This window comes from Erwinia sp. 9145, from assembly GCF_000745075.1.
GTDB lineage: Bacteria > Pseudomonadota > Gammaproteobacteria > Enterobacterales > Enterobacteriaceae > Erwinia > Erwinia oleae.
Genome location: NZ_JQNE01000001.1, coordinates 739,904 through 762,867, shown reverse-complemented (window position 1 = coordinate 762,867; position 22,964 = coordinate 739,904). Strand labels below are relative to the sequence as shown.

The window sequence follows — 22,964 nt, the reverse complement described above, 5'->3', positions numbered from 1 at the left end:
TAGGCTGATAACCCGGCTCGCCGTCTCGACAGGCCCCGGCAGCGCTTGTTACTATCCGCTGCTCCCCGGCCAGAGAACCGACCATGCGCAACCTTTCCGACAGAGTGATCCACACCCTGCTGTGTGCAGGCATGTTCGTGGTCTGGTATGCCATCACCCTTATCATCAGCATGCTGCCTTATCAGACTGCACTGCGCAGTAACGGTATGCTGATGCCGCTACTGTGTGCGCTGGAGTTTTGCGTACTGGTACCGCTTTATTACTGGTACTGTCGACACTACGCCACTATCCCGCTGGCGACGGTGAAGGTGCAACAGCTCGCGCTGTTCAGCCTGCTGCTGCTGGCGCTGATTATCTCGCAGTCGTTTTTCCTGCGGCAGGAGAGCTGGACCGCCGGCCAGCTCAGCGGCGGACAGCCACAGCTTCTGCTTTTCGCGCTGGCGGTGATTGTACTTGCGCCGGTATTTGAGGAGATCCTGTTTCGGGGTTTTGTACTTCAGGGTCTGCTGCTGTGGGCGCCCGACCAGCGCTTCGCCTGCGCGCTGCTGACCTCACTGCTCTTTGCCGCCATGCATACACAGTATGCACATTTACAGACCATTATTGCCCTCAGCGCGCTTTCGCTGCTGCTCTGTTATGCGAGGCTGCTTTCTGGCGGCCTGTTGCTGCCCGTCATGCTGCATATGTTGAATAACGCAATCGGCATGTCGCCGTGGATCTGGCGCTCTTTTTCGCATTCGCTCGCCTGAATGATTAATTTTTATAACTACTTTGCGCGAGTTATAACGCAAAAGAATAACGATAGCGATTAATCAACTATTCTTCCTTACGTCCGCTCATCTACACTCGCGTAATCAAAAAAGGTAAGGAAATGTCATGAAGATTATTGTTCCGTCAATGCTGGCTGTCGCGCTGGCTGGTTCATTTACCGCGCAGGCCGCCACGCCGCCGGATACGCTGGTCATCGCACAGTCCATTGACGATGCCAGCAGCTTTGACCCGGCAGAAGGTTTTGAGCTGACGTCGGTGCAGGCCTTTACTAACCTGTATCAACGCCTGGTGCAGTCCGATCCGCAGAACCCGGTTGATTTGAAACCGACGCTGGCCAGCAGCTGGCAGGCGGGCAGTGATAATCGCAGCCTGATCTTTACCCTGCGCGATGGCGCGAAATTCGCTTCCGGTAACCCTGTTCGTCCTGAAGACGTGATTTTTTCGCTGAGCCGGGTGGTGAAGCTGAACCTCGATCCCTCTTTTATTCTGACGCAGCTGGGCTGGACAAAAGATAACGTTGACGGCCAGCTCAAAAAAATCGATGACAGCCATGTGCAGATAAACTGGACGGCAGACGTCAGCGCAAACTACGTGCTCAGCCTGCTGGCGGCACCGGTCTCTTCCATCGTTGATGAAAAAACGGCCTCGGCCCACGTGCAGAAAGGCGATTTCGGCAACGCGTGGCTGGGCGCGCATTCGGCGGGCAGCGGCCCGTTCCAGCTCCGCAAATATGTGCCGCATGAGGTGGTATTGCTGAGCGCCAACCCAACGTCGCCAGGCGGCGCACCGAAACTGAAAAATGTTTTGATCAAAAACGTTCCCGATCCTGCCGCACGCCGCTTGCTGCTGGAGCAGGGTGATGCCGATATCGCACGTAACCTGGGCACCGACCAGCTGGCCGCGCTGAAAGGCAAACCGGGCGTGAAGCCGATGGCCATCCCGATGGCGTCGCTCTACTACCTTATGTTCAATGCTGAAGCCAATCCGGTACTGAAGAATCCCGCGCTGTGGGAGGCGTCCCGCTATCTGTTCGACTATCACGGCATCGCTGACGACCTGCTGAAAGGCCAGTTCCAGGTGCATCAGTCGTTCCTGCCGGAAGGCTATCTGGGCGCGCTGAAGGACAACCCTTATCAGTACGATCCGGAAAAAGCGAAGGCCATTCTCAGCAAGGCCGGCCTGAAGAACGTCAGCTTCAAGCTGGTCGTCAGCAACCAGCCGCCATACCTGGATATTGCGCAGGCGCTTCAGGCCAGCTTTGCTAAAGGCGGGGTGAAGGTTGAGCTGCTCCCGGGCCTGAGCAATGAAATCTCCACCAATGTGAAATCGCATCGCTATGAAGCGACGCTGAACTCCTGGGGCGCAGACTATTTCGATCCGAATACCAACGCGTCGGCATTCGCCTGGAACCCGGAAAACGGCAGCACCACGCTTGCCTGGCGCGCCAACTGGCATATTCCTGAACTGAATAAAAAGACGCTGGCCGCGACTGCTGAAAATGACAAAGCGAAGCGCGTGGCGCTGTACCAGGACATGCAGCGCGACGTGCAGAAAAGCTCGCCGTTTGTGGTTGGCCTTCAGGCGCGTAACCTGATTGCGCTGCGTGATAACCTGAAAGGATACGTGCAGGGCATCAATCCGGATATGGTTTACTACGGTCAGGTCAGTAAGTAATGGCGCACGCTGCAACAGAAGCCGGGTCCGCCCGGCTGGTATGGCGACAAAGCCAGCGGCTGCTGACCGGCGTCCTGTCGCTGGTGGTGACGCTGCTCGGCCTGCTGGCCTTCACTTTTATGCTTTCACATCTGTCGCCGGTCGATCCCGTGCTGCAACTGGCCGGGGATCACGCCAGCGAATCTACCTATCAACAAATTCGCCACGATCTGGGGCTGGATCAGCCGGTACTGACGCAGTTCTGGCGCTATCTGGTGCACCTGTTCCACGGCGATTTAGGCATTTCCCGCCTGACGCATCAGCCGGTAGCCAGCGATCTGCTGCGCACCTTTCCCGCCACCTTTGAGCTGGCAACCTGCGCGATGATCTTCGGCGCGACCTTCGGCATTCTGCTGGCGCTGTTGGCCGCATGGAAACCGGGAAGCGTGGTGGACCACGCTGCGCGCCTGATCTCGCTGCTGGGCTTTTCCGTGCCGGTGTTCTGGCTCGGTCTGCTGGGGCTGCTGCTGTTCTACGCCGTGCTGCACTGGTCTGCCGGCCCGGGACGGCTGGATGATATCTGGCTCTATACGCTGGAACCCAAAACCGGACTGGTGCTGGTTGACAGCTGGCTGTCGGGCGATGCGGAGATGTTTCGCAACGCGGTTGCTCACCTCTGGCTGCCGGTGGTGGTATTGGGACTGCTGGCGATGGCATCCATCACTCGCCTGTTGCGCAGCGCTCTGCTTGAAGAAAGCAACAAAGAGTACGTTACCCTTGCCCGCGCCAAAGGCGCCAGCCGTGGCCGGATCCTGTTGCTGCATATCTTTCCGAACGTGCGCGGCACGCTGATTACCGTGCTGGCCCTTGCTTATGCGTCGCTGCTGGAGGGATCGGTGCTGACGGAAACGGTGTTTGCCTGGCCCGGCGTCGGGCGCTATATGACTTCCGCGCTGTTCGCCACCGATACGCCCGCCATTCTGGGATCGACGCTGCTGATTGGCGGCTGCTTTATCACCCTGAATGCGCTGGCTGACGCACTCACTTACCTTAGCGATCCGAGAACACGATGACGCAACATTTAACCGATGCTGAAAGCGCCGCGCCGCGTCGGCATCGACGTAAACGCATAACGTCGCTGGCTATCGGCGGCGGCCTGGTGCTGGTGCTGATTTGCGCGGCGCTTTTTGCTCCGCTGCTGGCGCCGTTCGATCCGAATGTGCAGACGATGTCCGCCAGGCTGATGCCGCCCTCCTCCGCACACTGGTTCGGCACCGACGGCTTCGGACGCGACCTGCTTTCCCGCGTGATTTACGGCGCGCGTCCCACCCTGCTGCTGGTTTCGCTGATCCTCGTGCTGACCATTCCGGTGGGCATGCTGGTCGGCATTTGCGCGGGCTACCTTGGCGGCTGGACCGAGCGCGTGCTGATGCGCATTACCGATATCTTTCTGTCGCTGCCAAACCTGGTGATTGCGCTGGCGCTGGTGGCCATGCTCGGCCCCGGCCTGATGAACGGCGCGCTGGCGCTGGCGTTGACCAGTTGGCCGCCGTTTGCCCGCCAGGCGCGCGGCGAAACGCTGGCTCTGCGTCGCAGTGACTACCTTTCCGCTGCGCGAATGCAGGGCATTACCGGCCCGCGCCTGATGTTCGGGCATATTCTGCCGCTGTGCGTTCCCAGCGCCGTGGTACGCGCCGCGTTGAGCCTTGGCGGTATTATTCTCTCCGCAGCCGGTCTGGGTTTCCTCGGCATGGGTATTCAGCCGCCTACCGCCGAATGGGGATCGATGGTGGCGGAAGGCGGCAAAGTGATCTTCGATCAGTGGTGGGTCGCTGCCGCGCCCGGCGGCGCTATCCTGCTTGCCAGCCTGGCCTTTAACCTGACGGGCGACGGCCTGCGCGACAGACTGGATACCCGACATGGCAACTGAGACTTCAAATCTGATCGTGGCGAACGACCTGACCATCGCCACCGCAGCGGGCAGCACGCTGGTGGACGCTATCAGCTTTTCACTTGGCCGTGAACGCGTGGCGCTGGTGGGCGAGTCCGGCTCCGGCAAGTCGCTCACCGCGCGCAGCCTGATGGGCCTGCTCGCGCCTTCGCTGCACCTGACCGCCCGAACGCTGAGCGTCGCCGGGCAGGACGCCACGTCGTTGAGCGAGCGGCAATGGAGCCAGCTGCGCGGCAGCCAGATGGCGATGGTAATGCAGGACCCGAAATACGCGCTTAACCCGATGCGCACCATCGGCTGGCAGGTGGCAGAACCGTTAAAACTGCATGGCCGCCTGAGCCGGGCAGAAATAAAAGAGAAAGTGTGTGAGATGCTCGACGCGGTCGGTCTTCCTCAGCCGAAGACGCTGATGGATCGCTATCCGCATCAGCTCTCCGGCGGCATGGGCCAGCGCGTGATGCTGGCGATTGCGCTGATTGCCGATCCGCAGTTGCTGATTGCCGATGAACCCACCTCGGCACTGGATCATGCGATGCGCGACCAGGTACTGACGCTGATCCGCCGCCTGGTCGACGAACGCAATATGGGCCTGCTGCTGATCAGTCACGACCTCCAACAGGTTTCCGAACACTGCGAACGCGTGATGGTGATGTATCAGGGCAGGATCCTCGACAGGCTACCCGCCGCCGACCTGCCGCATGCCACGCATCCCTACACCAGCACGCTGTGGGCCTGTCGACCGGGCAAGGCGACGCACGGTAAGCCGCTGCCGGTGCTGGATCGCACGGCGATGGAGGCATTGCGTGAACATGATTGAGCTGAATGACCTGAGCGTCTCGCATCGCCAGGGGTATGAGAGCCGAACCGTGGTGCATAACGTCTCGCTGTCGGTTGCCAGCGGCGAGTGTTTTGGCCTGGTCGGCCCGTCCGGCTGCGGCAAATCGTCGCTGCTGTGGGTGCTTGCAGGGTTGAATCCCCACTGGCAGGGCGCGATGAACCTTGCAGGACGCCCGGTGACGCCGGGGGACGCCTTTACCGGTCAACTGCGTCAGGACGTGCAAATGGTGTTTCAGGACCCTTACGCATCTCTGCACCCGCGACATCGCCTGCGGCGCACGCTGGCAGAGCCGCTGAAGCTGTTAAAGAAAAGCGATATTAACGCGCGGATAGAAAACGGATTTCGTCATGTGGGACTCGATCCGTCGCTGGCGGATCGCTATCCGCATCAGCTTTCCGGCGGCCAGCGGCAGCGCGTCGCCATTGTGCGGGCGCTGCTGCTGGAGCCGAAGATCCTGCTGCTGGATGAGCCTACCTCGGCGCTGGATATGTCGGTGCAGGCAGAGATTCTGAATCTGCTTAACCGGCTCAAGCAGCAGGATAATCTGACGATGGTGCTGGTGAGCCACGATGCCGATGTGATCGACCATATGTGCGATCGCGCCGTCACTATGCATAACGGCCGCGTTCAGGCATTACAGGATCGCTGAAACAGAGGCTTTTTTCTGCTTGTCCGCTTCGAAATGGGCTTTGAACTGCTCGTAAATGGAGATCATATTCGACGCATCGCCCTGAAGCGGACTGAGCTTGCCTGCACGAACCAGTTCGATGACCAGTTGCAGCGCGGCCTGTTTAGGATTGGTGGAAGGGTGTGCGATTTCTGATGACATAGGTATTCCATAATTGAAGGGGAAAAGAGTAATTTTAACGCTTTTCCCTTTTTTGGGCGGATTTTTTCTCGTCCGCGCGCGTCATCAGCGCTTCTGCTGTTTGAGCCAATCCTGCATCTGATCGATTTCTGGCTGCTGCGCTTTGATAATCGCCTCTGCCAGCTTGCGCATTTCCGGATCTTTACCGTATTTCAGCTCGGTTTGCGCCATATCGATGGCGCCCTGGTGATGAGCGATCATGCCTTTGGCGAAGGCGACATCAGAATTACTCTCTTTCATTCCGGCCATCATATCTTCATGCATTTTGCTCATGCCTGCATGATAGCTCTGCTGCGCGGCGGCGTCGGTCGGGTGGTTCTTCATGGTTTCAGCCTGCGCGGCGCAGGAGAGTAACAGTGAAAAAATCAGGCCGCATTTAATGGCGTTCATACTCTTTCCTTCATTGGCGTGGGTGGGTAACGCGAGGCATCTTCCACCTTCCAGCAGGGGGAAGGTCAAGATACGGCATTCGCCTAAACCCTACAATTTACACGGATATACATTCGCTTACACAAAGTTGTACAACGCGCGTGAAAAAGTTGTACAAATGTTAAGGGCTCAGGTAGTTTATTACTCGTAACGAATTATGCATTTGCATGGCCTCAGGAAGTGTATGTGGGTTTCCCACTTCCCGAGGCTATTTTTTCTTCACCCTCTTTTCCTGCCTTTTATTCCCTAAGTCAAATCGTGTGTTTGCCGCCCTGAATTGAAGCGCATAACGCGTTATCCTATTGATTTTACTGTAAAAATTAACACCAGATCTCTCAACTCGCCTGTTCAACGCCTGCTTTCTCATACCGGCTTCGTCTGATAATGCAGTCACGACCTTGCAGCCTGCCCGGTGCTGGCGCTAACTTCATAGCGGCCGACAGGATTATGCCCTGTCACTTTTTGAAATTTCTTACTTCTGGTCGCATATCAATGAACGGATTTAGCATGTTGAAAAAGCTGACGTCTTCTCTGTTATTCACCGCGCTGTGCTGGACGGCCGCTCAGGCAGAGCCCGTCACGCTGCGGCTGGCGCAGGAGCAGGACGGCGGCGAAGCTGGACGCGCCTGTATTTATATTCACCAGGGCAAAGCCGAATATCGGCTGGTGCCGCCCGCAGAAAACTGCCCCGGCGCCATCACTATCGAACGCGCTTCATCGCGCGGGTAATGCTTTAAAACGCCTTTTTTCACGTCTGAAGATACGTCAGCCATAAGGAATATGTTACCTTTATCTGGCAGCACTATCCCGCCCTGCCGGGGCGGTTTATGCTTTTTGACAAGGGGTTAGGCGTTGAAAACGATCAATATTAAGTTGCTGACGCTGTTGGCGACGTTTCTGGTTATTTTGCTGCATACGGCAGCATTCTCATTTAACTATTTTCACCGCGCCTGGTCCGTTTCGGTGCTGTATGAAGCGCTCGGCCGCACGGCGTTCCCGCTTTTTTTACTTATTGCGGGTTACGTTTCACTTAATAAAAATGAATCACTGCTCAGCGCGCTGAAAACGCGCGTGCTGGATCTGATCATTCCGCTGGTTGTCTGGTCAATTGTTTATATTTTTTATGCGCGCTATGTCAGCGGGATCAGTAAGCCTGTCAGCCTGCTGGATGTGCTCAGCCAGCCGGTCTATCCCCATTTATGGTTTATCTACACGCTGATCCTGCTTTACCTGCTTACGCCGCTGCTGAACACCTTCATTCAGAACGGCAGCCGCCAGCGCATCAACTATACGCTTACCGTCTGGTTCGTGCTGGCGTCGGTCTACGTGCTTTTTGATAACGTGAAGGCGAACCTGATTGAGGGTAAAACGGAAGCCATCCTCAGTAATATCGATATGGTGGTTTATCTGTCAGGATTCTATATTTTTGGCGGCGTGGCACGGCGCTTTAATATTAATCCCAAGGTGACCATAGCGACAATCGTGTTTATTCTTTCCGCCGTGCTGACGTCGGTTCTGACTTATTCTCTCTCCGTCAGCACTCAGACACCCAACCCGATATTCTTATTCTATTCTGCCCCCACTATTGTTGCGATCTCCGTCTCCGCTTTTTTTATGCTGTTAAATGCGCGTTTTTCATGGAGCAGAAGAGGTATCGCCGTCATCAGAACGCTGTCGCGTTTAAGTCTGGGCATATTCTTTGTACATATGATGGTGCTGGAGACGCTGCTGCGGATATTTAATTTCAGCTTTAATAACTACGATTCCGTCCTGATTATTCCCGGCGTGGCGATCGCCTCTTATGCGCTGTCTGCCCTGATTTGCTGGCTTCTGCGGCTTATCCCCTGGATGAGAAAAATTGCCTGAGTTAATAACGAAAACGACCGCTCATAATGAGCGGCCGTTCGACAGGCTTGAAATGCCAGATGCCATAAAAATCACCAGGCTGTCGCAAATCTCTGCGGTTGGTTAATTGCTTTACGGGCAATCCAGTAAAGAAGGATTCTCTCGTCATCATCATCCTGATCGGCCATGGTTAATAGCTTAAGCACCAGAGTCGCTTTATTTACCGGCTGCCCTGTGATGCTCAGGTCAACCACCGCTTTACCAATAATGTTACACACCTCTTCCTCACTGCCTACGGTTGCTTCTGATTCATCTCGCATGGTCTCCTCCTGTTGTTGGGTGAACGCTAAGCCTGGCAAAGGCTGCACAGCTTTGCCAATAGTTGTACAAGCTGCTTAACGCGACCAGGGCGATCTCACTGATATTGTGAAAGAAATACCCCTCGGGAATTAATCCTAAAAGCAGACAGAAATTCTGATAATGATCGGCGCTTTTTTATGACCGCCTGAATTTATGCTGTTTAAGAAGATTTCGCACCGCTTCGCTGCGATAAATCTCAGCTTCCCGACGATAAAGCACAGCGGCAGGCCGATCCGTATACCGGAACCGCAACGCCTCGTTTAAAAAGTGAAAGAAAAGCTCAATATTACGTCGGATCTGTTTCTGTCACATGCCGGTCATAACCCGCACAAAATCGGCTAAAAGCCCGCTTCCAAAGGCGGCGCTTTCGATTATGCTTCCTCACATTGTGATTCGATCCCGACTGAGAAGAGTATAAAAAATGAAAAAAATGACTGCACTGGCACTGTTAATTACCCTGGTCGGCTCCGTAGGCGCTCAGGCTGCAACAACCGAAGGCGCGGCGGCAGGTAGCGAAGCCACCACGATGTCTGAAGGCGATTCCAACGCCGTGGGCGTTGGCGCAGTAGGCGCGCTGCTGGGCGTGGCTTTAGCCACCATGGGCGGCGGCGGTGACGGCGATGGCTCTACCACCAGCACCGGCACGACGACCAATACCGTCGCTCACTAAGTGTTACACACGGCCCTTCTGCGGAAGGGCCGTTATCATCCGTTTCTGCAACAAAACCGCCCTTCACACGACATCCATCAGTATGCTGCCGTCACCGTCTCGCTCATCACCTATACTTAGCGATACTTTCTTTCAACGGAGTGAGCCATGTTGATTGGTTTTGTCTTACTGGTCAGCGCCTGCGGGAATGACGCCTGCGAAGCGCTGCCGATCTCTGAACATCTTTTTCCCTCGCGGGAAGTGTGCGAGCGTATGGCGGCGCGTATCAAAGAACGACGCCCCAACGCTGTGCTGCTTTGCGGTGAGGTTTACCGCAGTCACGGCAGCGACAGCGAAGAAACCACGCACATCCACTGAAACACTACAGACCCAGCTCGCTCAGTCCCGGATGGTCGTCCGGCCTGCGTCCCAGCGGCCAGTGAAATTTGCGCCCGGCTTCCGCTATTGGCAGGTCGTTAATGCAGGCGAAACGCCGCGCCATCAATCCATTTTCATCAAACTCCCAGTTCTCATTGCCATAAGAGCGGAACCAGTTGCCGGAGTCGTCATGCCATTCATAGGCATAGCGCACCGCAATGCGGTTGCCTTCAAACGCCCACAGTTCTTTGATCAATCGATAGTCCAGTTCGCGCGCCCACTTTCTGCTCAGAAAATCGGCGGCTTCCTGACGATTGGTGACAAATTCCGCGCGGTTTCGCCACTGTGTGTCAACGGTGTAAGCCAGCGCCACCTTTTGCGGATCGCGGCTGTTCCAGCCGTCTTCTGCAAGACGAACCTTTTCAATAGCCGTTTCATGCGTAAAAGGCGGCAGCGGCAGTCTACGTTCACTGTTTCCAGACATCATTTTCTCCTCAGGAGGATCAGACAGGAGCGAGCAGGCGGCGCGCGATCTGTTGCGCGTCGTCTGCCGCAGAAACATCGTTCATTACCATCGCAACGGTTATCGCGCCGTCAATCAGCAATAACAGCTGGCTGGCCATGATGTCGCAATCAACGACATTCGCCTCACGACAAAGCCCGGTGATAAATGTTTTAAGGTTGTTTTTATGGTCGCGGGCGATGTGACGCAGCGGATGCGACGGATCGCTAATTTCACCCGCCGTATTGATAAACGCGCATCCGCGAAAATCATCGCTGCCAAACCATTTTTTCAACGCGCTAAACAGCGCCAGTATGCGCTCGTGAGGATCGTCCGCCTGCGATTCACGCGCTAACCAGGCCATCCAGCGGCGATCGCGGCGCTCAAGCGCGGCCGCGCACAGCGCCTCTTTATTGGCGAAATAGCGATAGATAGTTTTACGTGAAATGCCGGAGGTTTTAACGAGCATATCAATGCCCGTAGCGTGAATGCCATGTTGATAGATGAGCTGTTCAGCGATATCCAGCAGCTGTTCGTATATCGGGGTTGTGGTTTGCATCCTGCAAAGGTAGAACAACCGTTCTACCTTCACAAGCCTTATTTGATAGAAGGGGCTAAATCGGTTTGATGGTGTAAAAAAATTACTTTTCCTCTTTGGCCTTTTCGTCGACAAAACTGGTCACCGCCAGCAGACGATTGACGTGCGTCAGCAGCAGGTCAACGTCCGAGCGCAAAAAGCCTTTCCCTGAATGGGATGCCACTACGATCGCGTTATTAATATTTTCTGAAATTGAGTCACTGTTATTGCCCTCTTTACCTGCCGTCAGCAACAGCGCGGCGACCAGCAAGGACTGTGCTTCAACCTGCGCGGTAAGTTCTTTTGCCTCAACTTCGATATTGGCGATTTTCATTAAAACATCGATAACCAACTGCTTCATACTCCGCTCCTGAAACCGATCCTGATAGGCGCGCACCGAGAGAGTCCGCGAAAAAGTTCTGCCAAATCAAGTAGACGCCGTTTTGACCCTAATCGCATCAGGGAAATATCTGAAAACAAGATGCCAAGTGGCGTGAAGAAGGATTTCTACTACATTTAAGCAACCAGGGTCTCTGAAACGGGGCGCTGTCGCTATCCCTCTGCTCAAAAATACGCCAGCCCAACGGTGTAAACACATTGTGCAGAGAACAACACAGTAATGACAAAAAAAACGGAGAGGTTAATCCGTCATGAATAAAAAACACTTTTACCAACGCCTGACGCGCTGGCAGCATCTGCGCTTTAACGATGTCATCCTGCGCGAACGCCCTGATACGCCAGCATGGGATAAAAAATACGAAATCTATATTCAGGACAACTCGCGTCCCGCTGCCCAGCTCTATATTCGCACCACCCAGAGCGGAGAGAATACGACGCTGGTCATGGAAGAGTATCTGAACTGGCTTGCTGAATATAACCAGGAATGTGAAGTTTCAACGCACCAGGAAAACCCGGTCATACAGTTTAATCGCGAATCTCGTCGCGTTGCCATGACGCATTAACGCGATCGCTCTGTTTCTGACCAACGCCCGGTCACAATAAAATATGCGCCGGCGCTATCTCCGGCGCCGTTTTTCACCCTGCAAATGCCCTCTCTGAAATTTAATTCATGCTTTTCCTGGCACAATTCTCAGCGTGACATAGATTTATCATGCGTGTGATCTACGTCACATGTCATTTCGCCTATCAATTATTCAGGGAGTAAGTTGTGACGGTTAATTTGAAAAGCGGGCCACAGAATGAGACGTCGAAGACACAAGCGACCGAACCGCTGGTAAAAGTCATTGCGTTTATCGCCACGCTGGGCGGGCTGCTGTTTGGCTACGATACCGGCGTTATAGCGGGTGCACTGCTGTTTATGAAGCACGATCTGCATCTGACATCGGTCACTACGGGCATGGTCACCAGCTTTCTGATCCTGGGATCGGCGATTGGCGCGATTTGCGCCGGGCGCGTTGCGGATCGTTTTGGCCGCAAAAAGATTATCCTGCTGATGGCTATCGTCTTTATGATCGGCTCGCTGGGCTGTGCAATGGCCCCGAACGTTGAGGTCATGATCGCGTTTCGCTTTACGCTTGGCCTGGCCGTTGGCGGCGCGGCGGCTATTGTGCCGATCTACATTGCGGAAATCGTTCCCGCTAACCGACGCTGGCAGTTTGTCACTCTTCAGGAGCTGATGATTGTTTCCGGACAGCTCATTGCCTACACCAGCAACGCCGCCATCAATGAAGTCTGGGGCGGCGAAACCACCTGGCGCTGGATGCTCGGCGTGGCCTGCGTCCCGGCGGTCATTCTGTGGGTTGGCATGCTTTTTCTGCCGGATACGCCGCGCTGGTACGCCATGCATGGTCGCTATCGCGAAGCGCGCGACGTGCTGGAGCGCACGCGGGCCTCACGGCATGTCGAGAAAGAGATGAAGGAGATTCGTCAGTCTTTCACCTCGCTTAATGATAAACATGCGCGTCGACAGAAAACCATCTCGGTGTGGATGAAGCGGCTGGTGGCGCTGGGCATCGGTATCGCTATGCTGCAACAGCTCTCGGGCGTGAATACCATTATGTTTTACGCGCCGACCATGCTTCAGGCGACAGGCCTGGGCACCAACGCCTCGCTGATGGCGACCATCGCCAACGGGGTGATCTCGGTGATCATGACCTTTGTGGGTATCATGCTGCTCAGCCGCTTCGGGCGACGCCCGTTATTGCTGGTCGGTCAGATTGGCTGTACCTGTACGCTGTTTGTCATCGGTCTTATCATGCTGATGATGCCGGAAACGGTAAACGGGCATCCTGACGTGGTGCGCAGCTACCTGGTGCTGGGCGGAATGCTGGTATTTCTCTGCTTCCAGCAGGGTGCGCTGTCGCCGGTCACCTGGCTGCTGCTGTCTGAAATGTTTCCGATGCGCATTCGCGGTACGGCAAACGGTATTTCGGTTTTCGCCATGCAGATGACTAACTTCTCCATTGCGTTTATGTTCCCGATTATGCTTGAGGGATTAGGGCTGACAACCAGCTTCTTCATCTTTGCCGCCGTCGGCGTCGCCGGGGGTATTTTCGCAGTGATGTTTGCCCCGGAAACGCAGGGCAAATCGCTTGAGCAGTTAGAAAAACACTTCAAAAAAGAGCTTCAGGATGACCCGGCACCGCAGTCAGGCCAGTAAGCCTGCGGTTTCAGATTCACATTGTTCTCATGGCGCAGATCTTCTGCGCCTGCCAGACTTGGTGAAGACAATATTTGGAGCAAAACCGTGTTTAAATTTCTACTCTCTCTGTTTTCAAGTCCGGAACTGCTGTTGCAGGTGATGAGCCAGCGCGATATCGCCGAATCGATTGAAGATGACGAGCGCATTCTGATTGATGAAGACGGCAGCGCAACCGTCAATATTTACAGCAAAGAAGTGCATGAGGACTTTGCCCGCCACGTGAATGCGTTGAAGAGGGCGTAAAATGGGAACGGCGATATTTATGGTGTTGATGGTCTGTGGCTACTGGTACACCAGCCGCGACCTCACTACCCGCTTCAAAATCAAACGCTCGTTTGGTTGGGACGTCTATTTTCTGGTGGCGCTCTATGGCTGCATCTTCGTTTTGCAGGGGGTGATCGCCACCGGGATCGTCTGGATACTGCTGCTGGCGGCGTCGGCGGTGATGAATGCGGTTCCGGCGCTGGGCGAAGGCGTGCATTATCACTGGCAAATTGAATTTATGACCTGGAGCTTTTTGGGCATTCAGGCGCCGGTTGTCGTCATGCTGAGTTTTGCTATTGTCTTCTGCGTCTACCGTTCAAACTGGTCAGGCAGCGCTAAATTAAGCAGCGAAGGCCGTAAAAAGCTCTATAAAAATCTGACGCGCGCGAACGGCGTTGAAGGGCTGCTCTATCAGTGCATGGAAGAGGGTGAGCTGGCCTGGGTCACGCTGAAATCGCGGCGGATCTATATCGGCATGATCCATACCGCGCATTATGAACTCCCCTCGACGGCCAATCTGGTGCTGATCCCGATGCTCAGCGGCTACCGGGACGGTGAAACGCTCAACCTGCACATTGAGCACAACTACAGCAAATATTACGCTGAGCATGGCATTACCCTCGATTCCGAGCCGAAATCTGCCATGGCATTTCGTAAAGTGATCATGCTCGATCAGGTAGAGAGTCTTTCGCTGTTTGACGCGGCGACCGCCAGCGCGCTGGCGTTAGAGTCGCAAAACGAGGACTGATTCGCCTACAGCATCAGCGACACCAGCCAGAAACCGGCGAAGGTCATCAGCAATGCGCCTACGACGTGAATAAGCACCGACGCCATTGCCCACGTATAGTTACCGGCCTGAAGCAGCGTCATGATCTCCAGAGAAAAAGTGGAAAAGGTGGTCATGCCGCCGCACAGACCGGTGGCGATCAACAGCTTCCAGGCCGGATCGAGTTGCGGATGACGCAGAAACCAGGCCATCGCGCCGCCAATGATAAACCCGCCAAGCAGATTAACGACCAGCGTGCCGGGCGGCAGATTAGGAAAGAGCGCGTTGAGACGTACACCCAACAGCCAGCGGATAACGCATCCCAGCGAACCACCGACTATTACGGCGACTAAAGACTTCACCATCAGCTTCTCATCATCAGAAATTGGACATCGTTGTGGAGTTTACTATCACAAAATCCAGAACAACAGACTCCAGAACAGCGCACAGCAGACGATCACAACAAGCCAGATTTTCCCTCTGGCTGACAGGCGTTCCCTCATAACCACTCCTGAAGCAGCGTTTAAGTGATCTGAGTATAAACATTTAGATAATGCGATCAACTTTCGGATTTTCCTTAGATACTACCACTCTGTTTTCCGACGTATTTTTTGAAAGTTTATCCGTTGATTTCACTATTAAATTGATGCCGAATCGGCGCTTTTTATAAAAAACGCTGGTCACCCGGCCACATTCTCTTCCGTGGTTTCATCGTTATTGACCATCACCGACTGAATTTCCTCTTCGGCAATATTGGGATTGAGCGCGGCCGCCAGCGGTGAGCTGGCCATCGTATCCGGCATCGGCACGTGCGGAATGGGCAACTCGTTACTCACCGTGCGGCGTCGGCTGCTGAAGCCCGCCAGCGTGGCAATCAGCACGCCGCAAAGGCAGAAAAAGAGATAGAGCATGTTGCCGCCCAGCGGCTGCATCAGCGCGCCGGTGACCAGCGGCCCGATACACGCGCCTATACCAAATGCCATCAGCAGGCAGGCGGTCAGCGAGACGCGCCGCTCCGGCACCACGCTGTCGTTGGCCATCGCCACTACCAGCGGATAGAGTGAGAACTGCATCATACTGGCGATAAAAGCAATTAACGCCACCCAGAAAAACGAAAAATGCGCCGGTAGCGTCAGCGGCAGCGCTGCCAGCACGTAAAGCACGCCGGTATAAAACAGCAGGCGCGGGCGACTGACACGGTCAGAGAGCCAGCTCAGGGGAAACTGCGACACCAGCCCGGCGAAGATGGTGATGCCCATAAACAGACCGGCCTGCCGGGTACTGAAACCCAGCTGGCTGATGTAGACCGGCGCCATCCCGTAAAATGCCCCGACCGCCATGCCGATCACCAGCGTCATCACTAAAATTTGAGGAATGGCATGCACGAAGTAGCCCAGCTCCATTGGCGCAGGCGACAACGGATGCGCATGCGTGCGGGTAGTAAGTGCAATCGGCACCAGGCAGAGTGCGAAACAGAGCGCCACAATCAACAGGCTGCTGCTGTCGGTGCCGAGCGGCGACATCAGAATAATTTGCCCGGCCGACAGGCCGAGGTAGGTTGCCACCATGTATAAACCAAATATCGTCCCGCGCTGGCTGGCTTCTGACTGATCGTTAAGCCAGCTCTCCAGCACCATGTACTGGCACATCATGCACAGACCGATAATCAGCCGCAGAAAGATCCACAGCGGCAGAAACTCGGTCAAACCGTGGCCGAGCACCGAGGCGGTAATGATCCCGGCACAGGAGACATAGGTGCGAATATGCCCGACGCGGGCGATCAGGTTATGCCCTACCTTGCCGCCGATAACCAGGCCGATGTAATGGGCAGCAATGATTGCCCCGATCACCCCGCCGCTTACCTGCTCATGGGCAAGGCGCAATGAAACCCAGGTAGTCAACAGGCCGGAGCCGAGCAGCATTAGCAGCGTGGTGGTATAGAGCGGTAAGAATGTGCCGAGGACTTTTTTCATTACGGCTCCCTGTCGCCTTTATTGGTAACCATTTACCAGAACAATAACAGTAGACGTAATCCATAAGCAGGGGCAAGCCCTGGATAAAAAACATCAGAGACAGGGTGTTATCTGTACAGGGCGTTCTGTCAGCGCACGGAATTGCCTGGCATGTGGCTCTGTTTATTGACGGCAAACCTCATTAATCAACTGTCGAAGCCATCGATGCGCTGCATCGGATTCTGAACGCGGATGCCACATCTGCGAAACGGTAAAGCCCCCAACGCTGACCGGCAGTTCAAACGCCTCCAGCGCGGCATGCCTGTCGGGCTGATGCATGATGAACGAGGCCGGCACCTGCGCCACCAGATCGGAACTTATCGCCACGGCCAGCGCAGCCTGAAAGCTGGCCACCACGGCGGACACTTTCCGCTCAAGCCCCCGTTTCGCCAGTGCCTCGTCCACCGGCCCGCTGGCGATACCTCGCCGGGAAGCGACCACGTGTGCGGCGGCGGCGAAGCCTTCCGGCGTGACGTTTTTTATCAGCGGATGCCCCTTTCTGACCACGCCAATAAAACGATCCCGGAACAGTCCCTGTAAACGGATCTCCGGCCCCGTTTCACCCAGCACGCCGATTTCAAGATCCACTGTGCCGTCACGCAGCGGCTTTGCGCTTTTTTCCGGTTTAGGCGTAAAGCACAGCCGCACCTGCGGCGCCACGTCCGCCGCCGCCGCGATCAGCTGCGCGCCAAATGCCTCGACGAACCCGTCGTTGGTGCGCAGCGTGAAGGTGCGTTCCAGCGTCGGGAGACTTATTTCCGAAAACGCAGGGCGCAAAATGGCCTGCGCTTCTGAGACGGCCTGACGGGTTCGCTCACGGATCGCCTGTGCATAAGGCGTCAGCACCATGACGCGCCCGGCCCGCACCAGCAGCGGATCGCCGGTGACAGCGCGCAGGCGCGCGAGGGTACGGCTCATGGCGGACGCGCTGAGCCCCAGGCGCCGCGCGGCGCCGGCCACGCTCTCCTCCGCCAGCAGGTTATCCAGCGCCATCAGCAAGTTGAAATCGGGTGCGGCCATTTCGTCTCCTGTTATCGTTACAGATGGCGTTTGATGCAGGTATAACATGCATCCCCTGCGTCTTCCGCCCTGTCTGCCTTCAGCGTATCTTTTATCATCAGCACGCTCGCTTGCCTGTCAATGAGGAGAAGGATGATGGCACAAAAAACGGTTTTACTGATTGGCGCCTCGCGCGGTCTGGGCTTTGCGATGGCGGAAGAGTATCTGAAGCGTGGTGTTCAGGTGATCGCCACCGGGCGGGAAAACTCACGCAAGGCGCTCTCTGCGCTGGCGGCACGCTACCCTGCTCTGCTGCGTGTCGAAACGGTGGAAATTACCCAACCTGACGAAGTCGACGCCTTGCGTAGCCGACTCGGCGCCACGCGCGTGGATATCCTGTTTGTTAACGCTGGCGTTAAAAATGACGATAGCGAAACGGCCGCCAACGTCTCCACCGGGGAATTTGTCAGGGTAATGGTGACAAATGCGCTGAGCCCGATCAGGGTGATTGAACGGCTTAAAGATTGCGTGACGCCGGGCGGCACAATCGCCGTGATGTCTTCCGGTCAGGGCAGCCTTACCAATAACACCAACGGACAATACGATGTCTACCGCGGCAGCAAAGCCGCGCTGAATATGTTTATGCGTAGTTTTGCCGCACGTCAGGGCGATGCGCCAGAAACGCTACTGCTGATGGCGCCGGGCTGGGTGCGCACCGATATGGGCGGCCCCGATGCACGGTTGACAATTGAGGAGAGCATTCCGGCGCTGGTTGATACCCTTACCGCCAGCGAGGGCCGCACCGGCCTGCATTACCTCGACTACCTGGGTCGCGAGGTGCCCTGGTAAACATTCTGAAGGAAAGTCCCGCTTGCACTTCGCGCCATGTTTGCCAGGTTTAGTACCGACTCAGCGAAAAAATGGAGGAAAAAAATGGCGCGTTTTGAGAAAAAAATAGTGGTAATCACCGGTGCAGGCTCCGGGATCGGCGCGGCGACGGCCCGACGTTTCGCCAGTGAAGGCGCCTCCGTAGTATTAATCGGTCGTACGGCCGACAAGCTGGAAAAAACGTTGAAAACGCTCGGCGCGGGCGACCATCTTGTCGCCCCCGCCGACGTGGGCGAGGCGGACGACGTGAAGGCGCTGGCGCAGAAGGTGCTGGAAAAGTACGGGCGTGTTGACGTGCTGGTCAATAACGCTGGCGTGATTGTGCAGGGGCGCATTCATGAGATCGAACCGGACGACTGGAAAAAGCTGATGAAGGTGGATCTGGACGGCGTGTATCACTGCGTGCACTACTTTATGCCTGCCCTGCTGAAGAGCAAAGGCAACGTGGTAAATATCTCGTCGGTTTCCGGTCTGGGCGGCGACTGGGGCATGAGCGTCTATAATGCGGCGAAAGGCGCGGTGACCAATTTCACCCGCTCGCTGGCGATGGATTACGGCGAGGATGGCGTTCGCGTCAACGCGATCTGCCCCGGCTTCACCTTTACCGACCTCACGGAAGAGATGAAGAACAATCCGTCGCTGCTGAATAAATTCTATGATCGCATCCCGCTGAATCGCGCGGGCGAGCCGGAAGATATTGCCGATGCCATTGCCTTTATCGCCAGCGACGACGCACGCTACATTACCGGTGCGAATCTGCCGGTTGACGGCGGCCTGACCGCATCAAACGGCCAGCCAAAACAGGCGTAAGCGAGTATTGGGCAGCCCGCTGAAATCGCACCGCTTTATGTCACGCTGGCGTCCAATGAAAACAGCCACACCTCTGGTCAGGTGTGGTGTTCTGAGGGCGGTACCGGCACGCTCTGGTTCCCGCCTGTTTTATCCTTCAGAGGAAGGGACGCCTCTGAAATTTAATTGATATTTTCTCACCCGCGTTATCCGTTGATTTTTATACAAACTCTGTATTTCAAAATATAAACTGCGGCTTCGCTTATTTTAAATACGCTTTAACTTCATCAGGTTAATAGAAATAAACCGGCACAAGATTTTTTCTTGCAGATATTGCAAATAACGAAACGCTTGCTAGATTTATTAATGCACGACGTTCACCGATTCCTGTCCATGAAATTATGGTACGGAACATTATGACAATCGGTGGAGCTTTTAAACATGAAGAGGAATAAATTGATATGACTCAGCATCGTGGAAATGCCGGTAATTTTGCCGAAGATCGTGAAAAAGCCTCAGAAGCCGGTAAAAAAGGCGGAAAAAGTAGTAACAGCGGGAGCGGAAGCGGTAATTTCAAAAACGATCCCGAAAAAGCCTCTGAAGCGGGCAAAAAAGGCGGCCAGAAAAAATAGTCGCTTTTTAACCTTTTGCATAACATGTAGTTAGCATTAACGCTAAGTAAAACCCGCCATCACTTTTATGGATTGCGGGTTTTATTTTTATGAAAATTAATGACAGACAGGCTACAGGCTGATTTATAAATTTATTTCATCTAAGATTAGTCTTAATACTTTATTTATTATGCATTTCTCGTTTCCTTATCCTTTTATCAACTATGCTTTATTTGAATTTAAAAAACACCTCCGGATTTATTTCCCTACGATTAAAAAAGGTTAATTATGACAATTAAAACCCTCGAAGATTTATTTATTCATGATTTGTCAGACGTTTACAGTGCAGAAAAACAGATTACCCGCGCTTTGCCAAAAATGGCGCGTGCCGCAACGGATGAAAAACTGGTTGCCGCGTTTAAACAACACCTTGAAGAAACTCAGGGGCAGATCGAACGTCTTGACCAGTTGGTTGAGATCACCGACGGTTTAAAAATCAAACGAATGAAGTGTCATGCGCTGGAAGGCCTTGCTGAAGAAGCGCAGGAAATTATCGATTCGGTTGAGGCTGGCCCGGTACGTGATGCAGGCCTGATCGGCGCAGCGCAGAAAGTTGAGCACTATGAAATCGCCACCTACGGCACGCTCTATGCCCTGGCCGTGAAGCTGGGTTACAAAGAGGCGGCGCGTCTGCTGGCTGAAACGCTGAAAGAAGAAAAAGCGACCGATGAGAAGTTGACCGTTATTGCAGAGCAGCAGGCTTAACGGCGCAGCGTCTTCGACACAACATTTACGGAGACCGGGATCATGACACATGAAGAGAATTATCTGGCGTGGGTGAAAGACGCGCACGCCATGGAAAAACAGGCAGAAAGTATGCTGGAAAAAATGGCCGATCGTCTGGAGCACTATCCTGATTTGAAAGCGCGCATTAAACAGCATATTGAAGAAACGCGTCAGCAACAGGTGATGGTGCAATCGGTGATCGACCGCTTTGATACCTCCAGTTCAACCTTCAAAGACACCCTGGGCAAACTGTCTGCTTTTGGGCAGGCGATGGGCGGCATGATGGCCGATGACGAAGTCGTTAAAGGCGCTATCAGCGGCTACGTTTTTGAAAATCTCGAAATCGCCAGTTATACCTCGCTGATCGCCGCCGCTCAGGTGGTGGGCGACGTAGAGGGCGCGCGCATTTTTTCTCAAATCCGCGAGCAGGAAGTGGCAATGGCCGACTGGTCGCTGAAACACCTGCCGGATGTGACCGAGCAGTTCCTGGTGCGATCCGCCGCGCCGGGCGTAGAAGCCAAGAAATAGAACCGTGACTCCAACGGAAACAGGCCGCCATCGCGCGGCTTTTTTATGAAATTTTCTTTAAGCAGAGTGAGCTATGTTCAGACACGTAAAACAATTGCAGTACACCGTCAGGGTGGCTGGCCCCAATCCAGGGCTGGCAAATCTTCTTCTGGAACAGTTTGGCGGCCCGCAGGGCGAGCTGGCTGCCGCCTGTCGCTACTTCACCCAGGGCCTGAGTGATGACGATCCGGGTCGTAAAGATCTGTTAATGGATATCGCCACCGAAGAGCTGAGCCATCTGGAAATCATTGGATCGCTGGTGGGCATGCTCAATAAGGGCGCGAAGGGCGACCTTGCTGAAGGTACTGAAAAGGAAGGCGACCTTTATCGCTCGCTGAGTGGCAAGGGCAATGACAGTCACCTGACCTCGCTTTTGTATGGCGGCGGCCCGGCGCTGACTAACTCCGCTGGCGCGCCGTGGACGGCAGCCTACATTGATACCATTGGCGAAGTGACGGCCGATCTGCGCTCCAACATCGCAGCAGAAGCGCGAGCGAAAATCATTTATGAGCGCCTGATTAATCTGACGGACGATCCGGGCGTAAAAGACGCGCTGGGTTTTTTAATGACGCGAGAAGTCGCGCATCAGATCTCCTTTGAGAAGGCGCTTTACTCTATTCGCAATAACTTCCCGCCGGGCAAACTGCCACCGATTGAGAAGTACGCCAGCACCTACTACAACATGTCTGAAGGGGGTGAAGTGCGTGGAAGCTGGAATTCCGATGAGAATTTCAACTATGTTGCCGATCCCGGCCCGGCAGTGGATGGTGGCGACGGCAGCGCCAGCGTTACGTTACCCGCTGAACAGCAGAGGAATCTCGACAGCATGATTGCGCGCACCGCCTCCGATCCTGCCGTTAATCCGGTGACCGGAACGGATATTGGCGCAGTGCCGCCAATTGAGAATGATTCAGCGCCGAAAAAGCCCGGTCGCACACCGACAAAAAAGAAATAGTTTCAGGGCGGCCTCCCGGTCGCCTGTTTCTTCCCGGCAAGGAAAACGCTGATGCAACGACTCCCTCCCCTCTTTTGTTCCCTGTTACTGCTCGCCGGATGCGGCGCCAACACGCCGCCGCAGGTGATTTCACCCGGCGCGCCAACCTCGGCAAAACTTCAGGCGCTGGATACGGGCGCGGCGCTCCTTCAGTCACGTCCGCCAATTGATGCGATGAATGCTTATCTCGACGGTTTTCACTTCTACAACGGCGACAAAAATGGCCAGATGGAAGCGCACCACTACATCACCATACTCAACGATGACGTGATGCAGGCGGTGATCTACGACGGAAACACCCGTGACGCACATCTGATGGGCGTGGAATACATTATCAGCGCACGCCTTTTCGCCACGCTGCCGCCGGAAGAGAAAAAGCTCTGGCACAGCCATCAGTACGAGGTGAAATCCGGCAGTCTGATCGCTCCCGGCCTGCCCGCCGCCGCTGAAAAACCGTTGATGAGAAAGATTGTGAACACCTATGGCAAAACGTGGCACACCTGGCACACCGATCGCGACAAGACGCTCCCGCTCGGCATTCCCTCGCTGATGATGGGCTTCACCGCCGATGGCCAGATGGACTCGCGTCTGCTGGTCGATCGCGATAAGCGATTCGATATCGATACCAAAAAAATCCGTCAGGAACGCAGCGATATCGTCGCCGATCCGGTGGTGAAAGGCGCTGACGCCTGGCAACAGGGCGATGTTATTCAGCTCAAACGCGTGAAGGGCGCGGGTGAGCATGCCAAAGGCCATACCGGTTTTACGACGTCTGAGCAGGCGGAAAAAGGCAAAATTCCCTGAT

The 22,964-nt window shown here is 55.0% G+C and carries 30 protein-coding genes; 21 read left to right on the top strand and 9 right to left on the bottom strand.

The features are described 5' to 3' along the window. Positions 1–83 precede the first annotated feature (83 nt). The 6 genes from FA91_RS03750 to FA91_RS03725 all read left to right on the top strand — a co-directional run bounded on the left by FA91_RS03750 (position 84) and on the right by FA91_RS03725 (position 5,862). Positions 84–749, top strand: coding sequence for a CPBP family intramembrane glutamic endopeptidase (locus FA91_RS03750; RefSeq protein ID WP_034912676.1), 666 nt, complete (start codon positions 84–86; stop codon positions 747–749). A gap of 127 nt (positions 750–876) precedes the next feature. After that, a complete protein-coding gene (locus tag FA91_RS03745) occupies positions 877–2,445 on the top strand; it encodes an ABC transporter substrate-binding protein (RefSeq protein ID WP_034912675.1) in 1,569 nt (522 codons plus the stop codon). Then, entirely contained in the window at positions 2,445–3,497 is a 1,053-nt protein-coding gene (locus FA91_RS03740) for an ABC transporter permease (protein ID WP_034912673.1), read from the top strand. The genes FA91_RS03745 and FA91_RS03740 overlap by 1 nt, the downstream gene beginning before the upstream one ends. Beyond that, positions 3,494–4,354, top strand: coding sequence for an ABC transporter permease (locus FA91_RS03735; RefSeq protein ID WP_034912671.1), 861 nt, complete (start codon positions 3,494–3,496; stop codon positions 4,352–4,354). Before FA91_RS03740 ends, FA91_RS03735 begins: the two co-directional genes overlap by 4 nt. Next, entirely contained in the window at positions 4,344–5,192 is an 849-nt protein-coding gene (locus FA91_RS03730) for an ABC transporter ATP-binding protein (protein WP_034912669.1), read from the top strand. Before FA91_RS03735 ends, FA91_RS03730 begins: the two co-directional genes overlap by 11 nt. Next, the gene (locus FA91_RS03725; protein ID WP_034912667.1) at positions 5,185–5,862 is read left to right on the top strand and encodes an ABC transporter ATP-binding protein; all 678 of its coding nucleotides are present in this window, start codon (positions 5,185–5,187) and stop codon (positions 5,860–5,862) included. The genes FA91_RS03730 and FA91_RS03725 overlap by 8 nt, the downstream gene beginning before the upstream one ends. Here FA91_RS03725 and FA91_RS03720 read toward each other — a convergent pair. Together FA91_RS03720 and FA91_RS03715 are read right to left on the bottom strand one after the other, a co-directional pair. Next, a complete protein-coding gene (locus tag FA91_RS03720; RefSeq protein WP_034912665.1) occupies positions 5,848–6,042 on the bottom strand; it encodes a hypothetical protein in 195 nt (64 codons plus the stop codon). The two genes, FA91_RS03725 and FA91_RS03720, sit on opposite strands and share 15 nt — an antisense overlap. 84 nt (positions 6,043–6,126) lie before the next feature. Next, positions 6,127–6,471, bottom strand: coding sequence for a DUF305 domain-containing protein (locus tag FA91_RS03715; protein WP_034912662.1), 345 nt, complete (start codon positions 6,469–6,471; stop codon positions 6,127–6,129). 546 nt (positions 6,472–7,017) lie between these two features. Between FA91_RS03715 and FA91_RS03710 the strand changes: the two genes are divergently transcribed. Beyond that, positions 7,018–7,239 (top strand): hypothetical protein, encoded by a 222-nt coding sequence (locus tag FA91_RS03710; RefSeq protein WP_051936983.1) that lies wholly within the window; start codon positions 7,018–7,020, stop codon positions 7,237–7,239. Positions 7,240–7,362: 123 nt separating this feature from the next. Further along, positions 7,363–8,376, top strand: a complete 1,014-nt coding sequence (locus tag FA91_RS03705; protein ID WP_034912659.1) for an acyltransferase family protein — start codon at positions 7,363–7,365, stop codon at positions 8,374–8,376. A 71-nt stretch (positions 8,377–8,447) separates the two neighbouring features. Here FA91_RS03705 and FA91_RS03700 read toward each other — a convergent pair whose 3' ends face one another. Next, on the bottom strand, positions 8,448–8,675 hold the full coding sequence (locus tag FA91_RS03700) for a hypothetical protein (protein WP_034912656.1): 228 nt from the start codon (positions 8,673–8,675) through the stop codon (positions 8,448–8,450). Between the two features lie 461 nt (positions 8,676–9,136). Between FA91_RS03700 and yjbE the strand changes: the two genes are divergently transcribed. Beyond that, positions 9,137–9,385 carry an exopolysaccharide production protein YjbE gene (yjbE, locus tag FA91_RS03695; RefSeq protein WP_034912654.1) on the top strand — a complete coding sequence of 83 codons (249 nt, stop codon included), beginning with the start codon at positions 9,137–9,139 and terminating at the stop codon, positions 9,383–9,385. 147 nt (positions 9,386–9,532) lie between these two features. Continuing rightward, complete coding sequence (locus FA91_RS03690; RefSeq protein ID WP_034912652.1) at positions 9,533–9,742, top strand: hypothetical protein; 210 nt, start codon at positions 9,533–9,535, stop codon at positions 9,740–9,742. Between the two features lie 4 nt (positions 9,743–9,746). On the opposite strand, the gene FA91_RS03685 is transcribed toward FA91_RS03690, so the two are convergent. The 3 genes from FA91_RS03685 to iraP all read right to left on the bottom strand — a co-directional run bounded on the left by FA91_RS03685 (position 9,747) and on the right by iraP (position 11,182). Continuing rightward, positions 9,747–10,226: a nuclear transport factor 2 family protein gene (locus FA91_RS03685; RefSeq protein ID WP_034912649.1), complete on the bottom strand. Its 480-nt coding sequence runs from the start codon at positions 10,224–10,226 to the stop codon at positions 9,747–9,749. A 19-nt stretch (positions 10,227–10,245) separates the two neighbouring features. Next, positions 10,246–10,803 (bottom strand): TetR family transcriptional regulator, encoded by a 558-nt coding sequence (locus FA91_RS03680; protein ID WP_034912646.1) that lies wholly within the window; start codon positions 10,801–10,803, stop codon positions 10,246–10,248. Between the two features lie 82 nt (positions 10,804–10,885). Further along, positions 10,886–11,182 carry an anti-adapter protein IraP gene (gene iraP, locus FA91_RS03675; protein WP_034912643.1) on the bottom strand — a complete coding sequence of 99 codons (297 nt, stop codon included), beginning with the start codon at positions 11,180–11,182 and terminating at the stop codon, positions 10,886–10,888. 289 nt (positions 11,183–11,471) lie between these two features. Between iraP and FA91_RS03670 the strand changes: the two genes are divergently transcribed. From FA91_RS03670 to FA91_RS03655, 4 genes are all read left to right on the top strand, one after another. Beyond that, positions 11,472–11,783: a hypothetical protein gene (locus tag FA91_RS03670; RefSeq protein ID WP_051936981.1), complete on the top strand. Its 312-nt coding sequence runs from the start codon at positions 11,472–11,474 to the stop codon at positions 11,781–11,783. 206 nt (positions 11,784–11,989) lie between these two features. Then, positions 11,990–13,441 carry a sugar porter family MFS transporter gene (locus FA91_RS03665; protein ID WP_034912640.1) on the top strand — a complete coding sequence of 484 codons (1,452 nt, stop codon included), beginning with the start codon at positions 11,990–11,992 and terminating at the stop codon, positions 13,439–13,441. Positions 13,442–13,528: 87 nt separating this feature from the next. Then, the gene (locus tag FA91_RS03660) at positions 13,529–13,726 is read left to right on the top strand and encodes a hypothetical protein (RefSeq protein WP_034918898.1); all 198 of its coding nucleotides are present in this window, start codon (positions 13,529–13,531) and stop codon (positions 13,724–13,726) included. A 1-nt stretch (position 13,727) separates the two neighbouring features. After that, entirely contained in the window at positions 13,728–14,495 is a 768-nt protein-coding gene (locus FA91_RS03655; protein WP_034912638.1) for a hypothetical protein, read from the top strand. A 5-nt stretch (positions 14,496–14,500) separates the two neighbouring features. Here FA91_RS03655 and crcB read toward each other — a convergent pair whose 3' ends face one another. The 3 genes from crcB to FA91_RS03640 all read right to left on the bottom strand — a co-directional run bounded on the left by crcB (position 14,501) and on the right by FA91_RS03640 (position 17,545). Next, a complete protein-coding gene (crcB, locus tag FA91_RS03650) occupies positions 14,501–14,878 on the bottom strand; it encodes a fluoride efflux transporter CrcB (RefSeq protein ID WP_034912635.1) in 378 nt (125 codons plus the stop codon). Between the two features lie 315 nt (positions 14,879–15,193). Next, positions 15,194–16,486 (bottom strand): MFS transporter, encoded by a 1,293-nt coding sequence (locus tag FA91_RS03645; protein ID WP_034912632.1) that lies wholly within the window; start codon positions 16,484–16,486, stop codon positions 15,194–15,196. Between the two features lie 162 nt (positions 16,487–16,648). Next, the gene (locus FA91_RS03640; RefSeq protein WP_034912629.1) at positions 16,649–17,545 is read right to left on the bottom strand and encodes a LysR family transcriptional regulator; all 897 of its coding nucleotides are present in this window, start codon (positions 17,543–17,545) and stop codon (positions 16,649–16,651) included. Positions 17,546–17,680: 135 nt separating this feature from the next. Here FA91_RS03640 and FA91_RS03635 point away from each other — a divergent pair, with 135 nt between their 5' ends. The 7 genes from FA91_RS03635 to FA91_RS03605 all read left to right on the top strand — a co-directional run bounded on the left by FA91_RS03635 (position 17,681) and on the right by FA91_RS03605 (position 22,963). After that, on the top strand, positions 17,681–18,373 hold the full coding sequence (locus FA91_RS03635) for an SDR family NAD(P)-dependent oxidoreductase (protein WP_197060514.1): 693 nt from the start codon (positions 17,681–17,683) through the stop codon (positions 18,371–18,373). An 84-nt stretch (positions 18,374–18,457) separates the two neighbouring features. Beyond that, positions 18,458–19,222, top strand: a complete 765-nt coding sequence (locus FA91_RS03630; protein WP_034912624.1) for an SDR family oxidoreductase — start codon at positions 18,458–18,460, stop codon at positions 19,220–19,222. Positions 19,223–19,662: 440 nt separating this feature from the next. Beyond that, positions 19,663–19,833: a KGG domain-containing protein gene (locus FA91_RS03625; RefSeq protein WP_034912621.1), complete on the top strand. Its 171-nt coding sequence runs from the start codon at positions 19,663–19,665 to the stop codon at positions 19,831–19,833. A gap of 267 nt (positions 19,834–20,100) precedes the next feature. Continuing rightward, on the top strand, positions 20,101–20,577 hold the full coding sequence (locus tag FA91_RS03620) for a DUF892 family protein (RefSeq protein ID WP_034912620.1): 477 nt from the start codon (positions 20,101–20,103) through the stop codon (positions 20,575–20,577). A gap of 42 nt (positions 20,578–20,619) precedes the next feature. Beyond that, entirely contained in the window at positions 20,620–21,126 is a 507-nt protein-coding gene (locus FA91_RS03615) for a DUF892 family protein (protein ID WP_197060480.1), read from the top strand. 73 nt (positions 21,127–21,199) lie between these two features. Next, a complete protein-coding gene (locus tag FA91_RS03610; protein ID WP_034912618.1) occupies positions 21,200–22,120 on the top strand; it encodes a manganese catalase family protein in 921 nt (306 codons plus the stop codon). A 51-nt stretch (positions 22,121–22,171) separates the two neighbouring features. Continuing rightward, the gene (locus FA91_RS03605; protein WP_034912617.1) at positions 22,172–22,963 is read left to right on the top strand and encodes an OBAP family protein; all 792 of its coding nucleotides are present in this window, start codon (positions 22,172–22,174) and stop codon (positions 22,961–22,963) included. The last annotated feature ends 1 nt before the right edge of the window (position 22,964 follow it).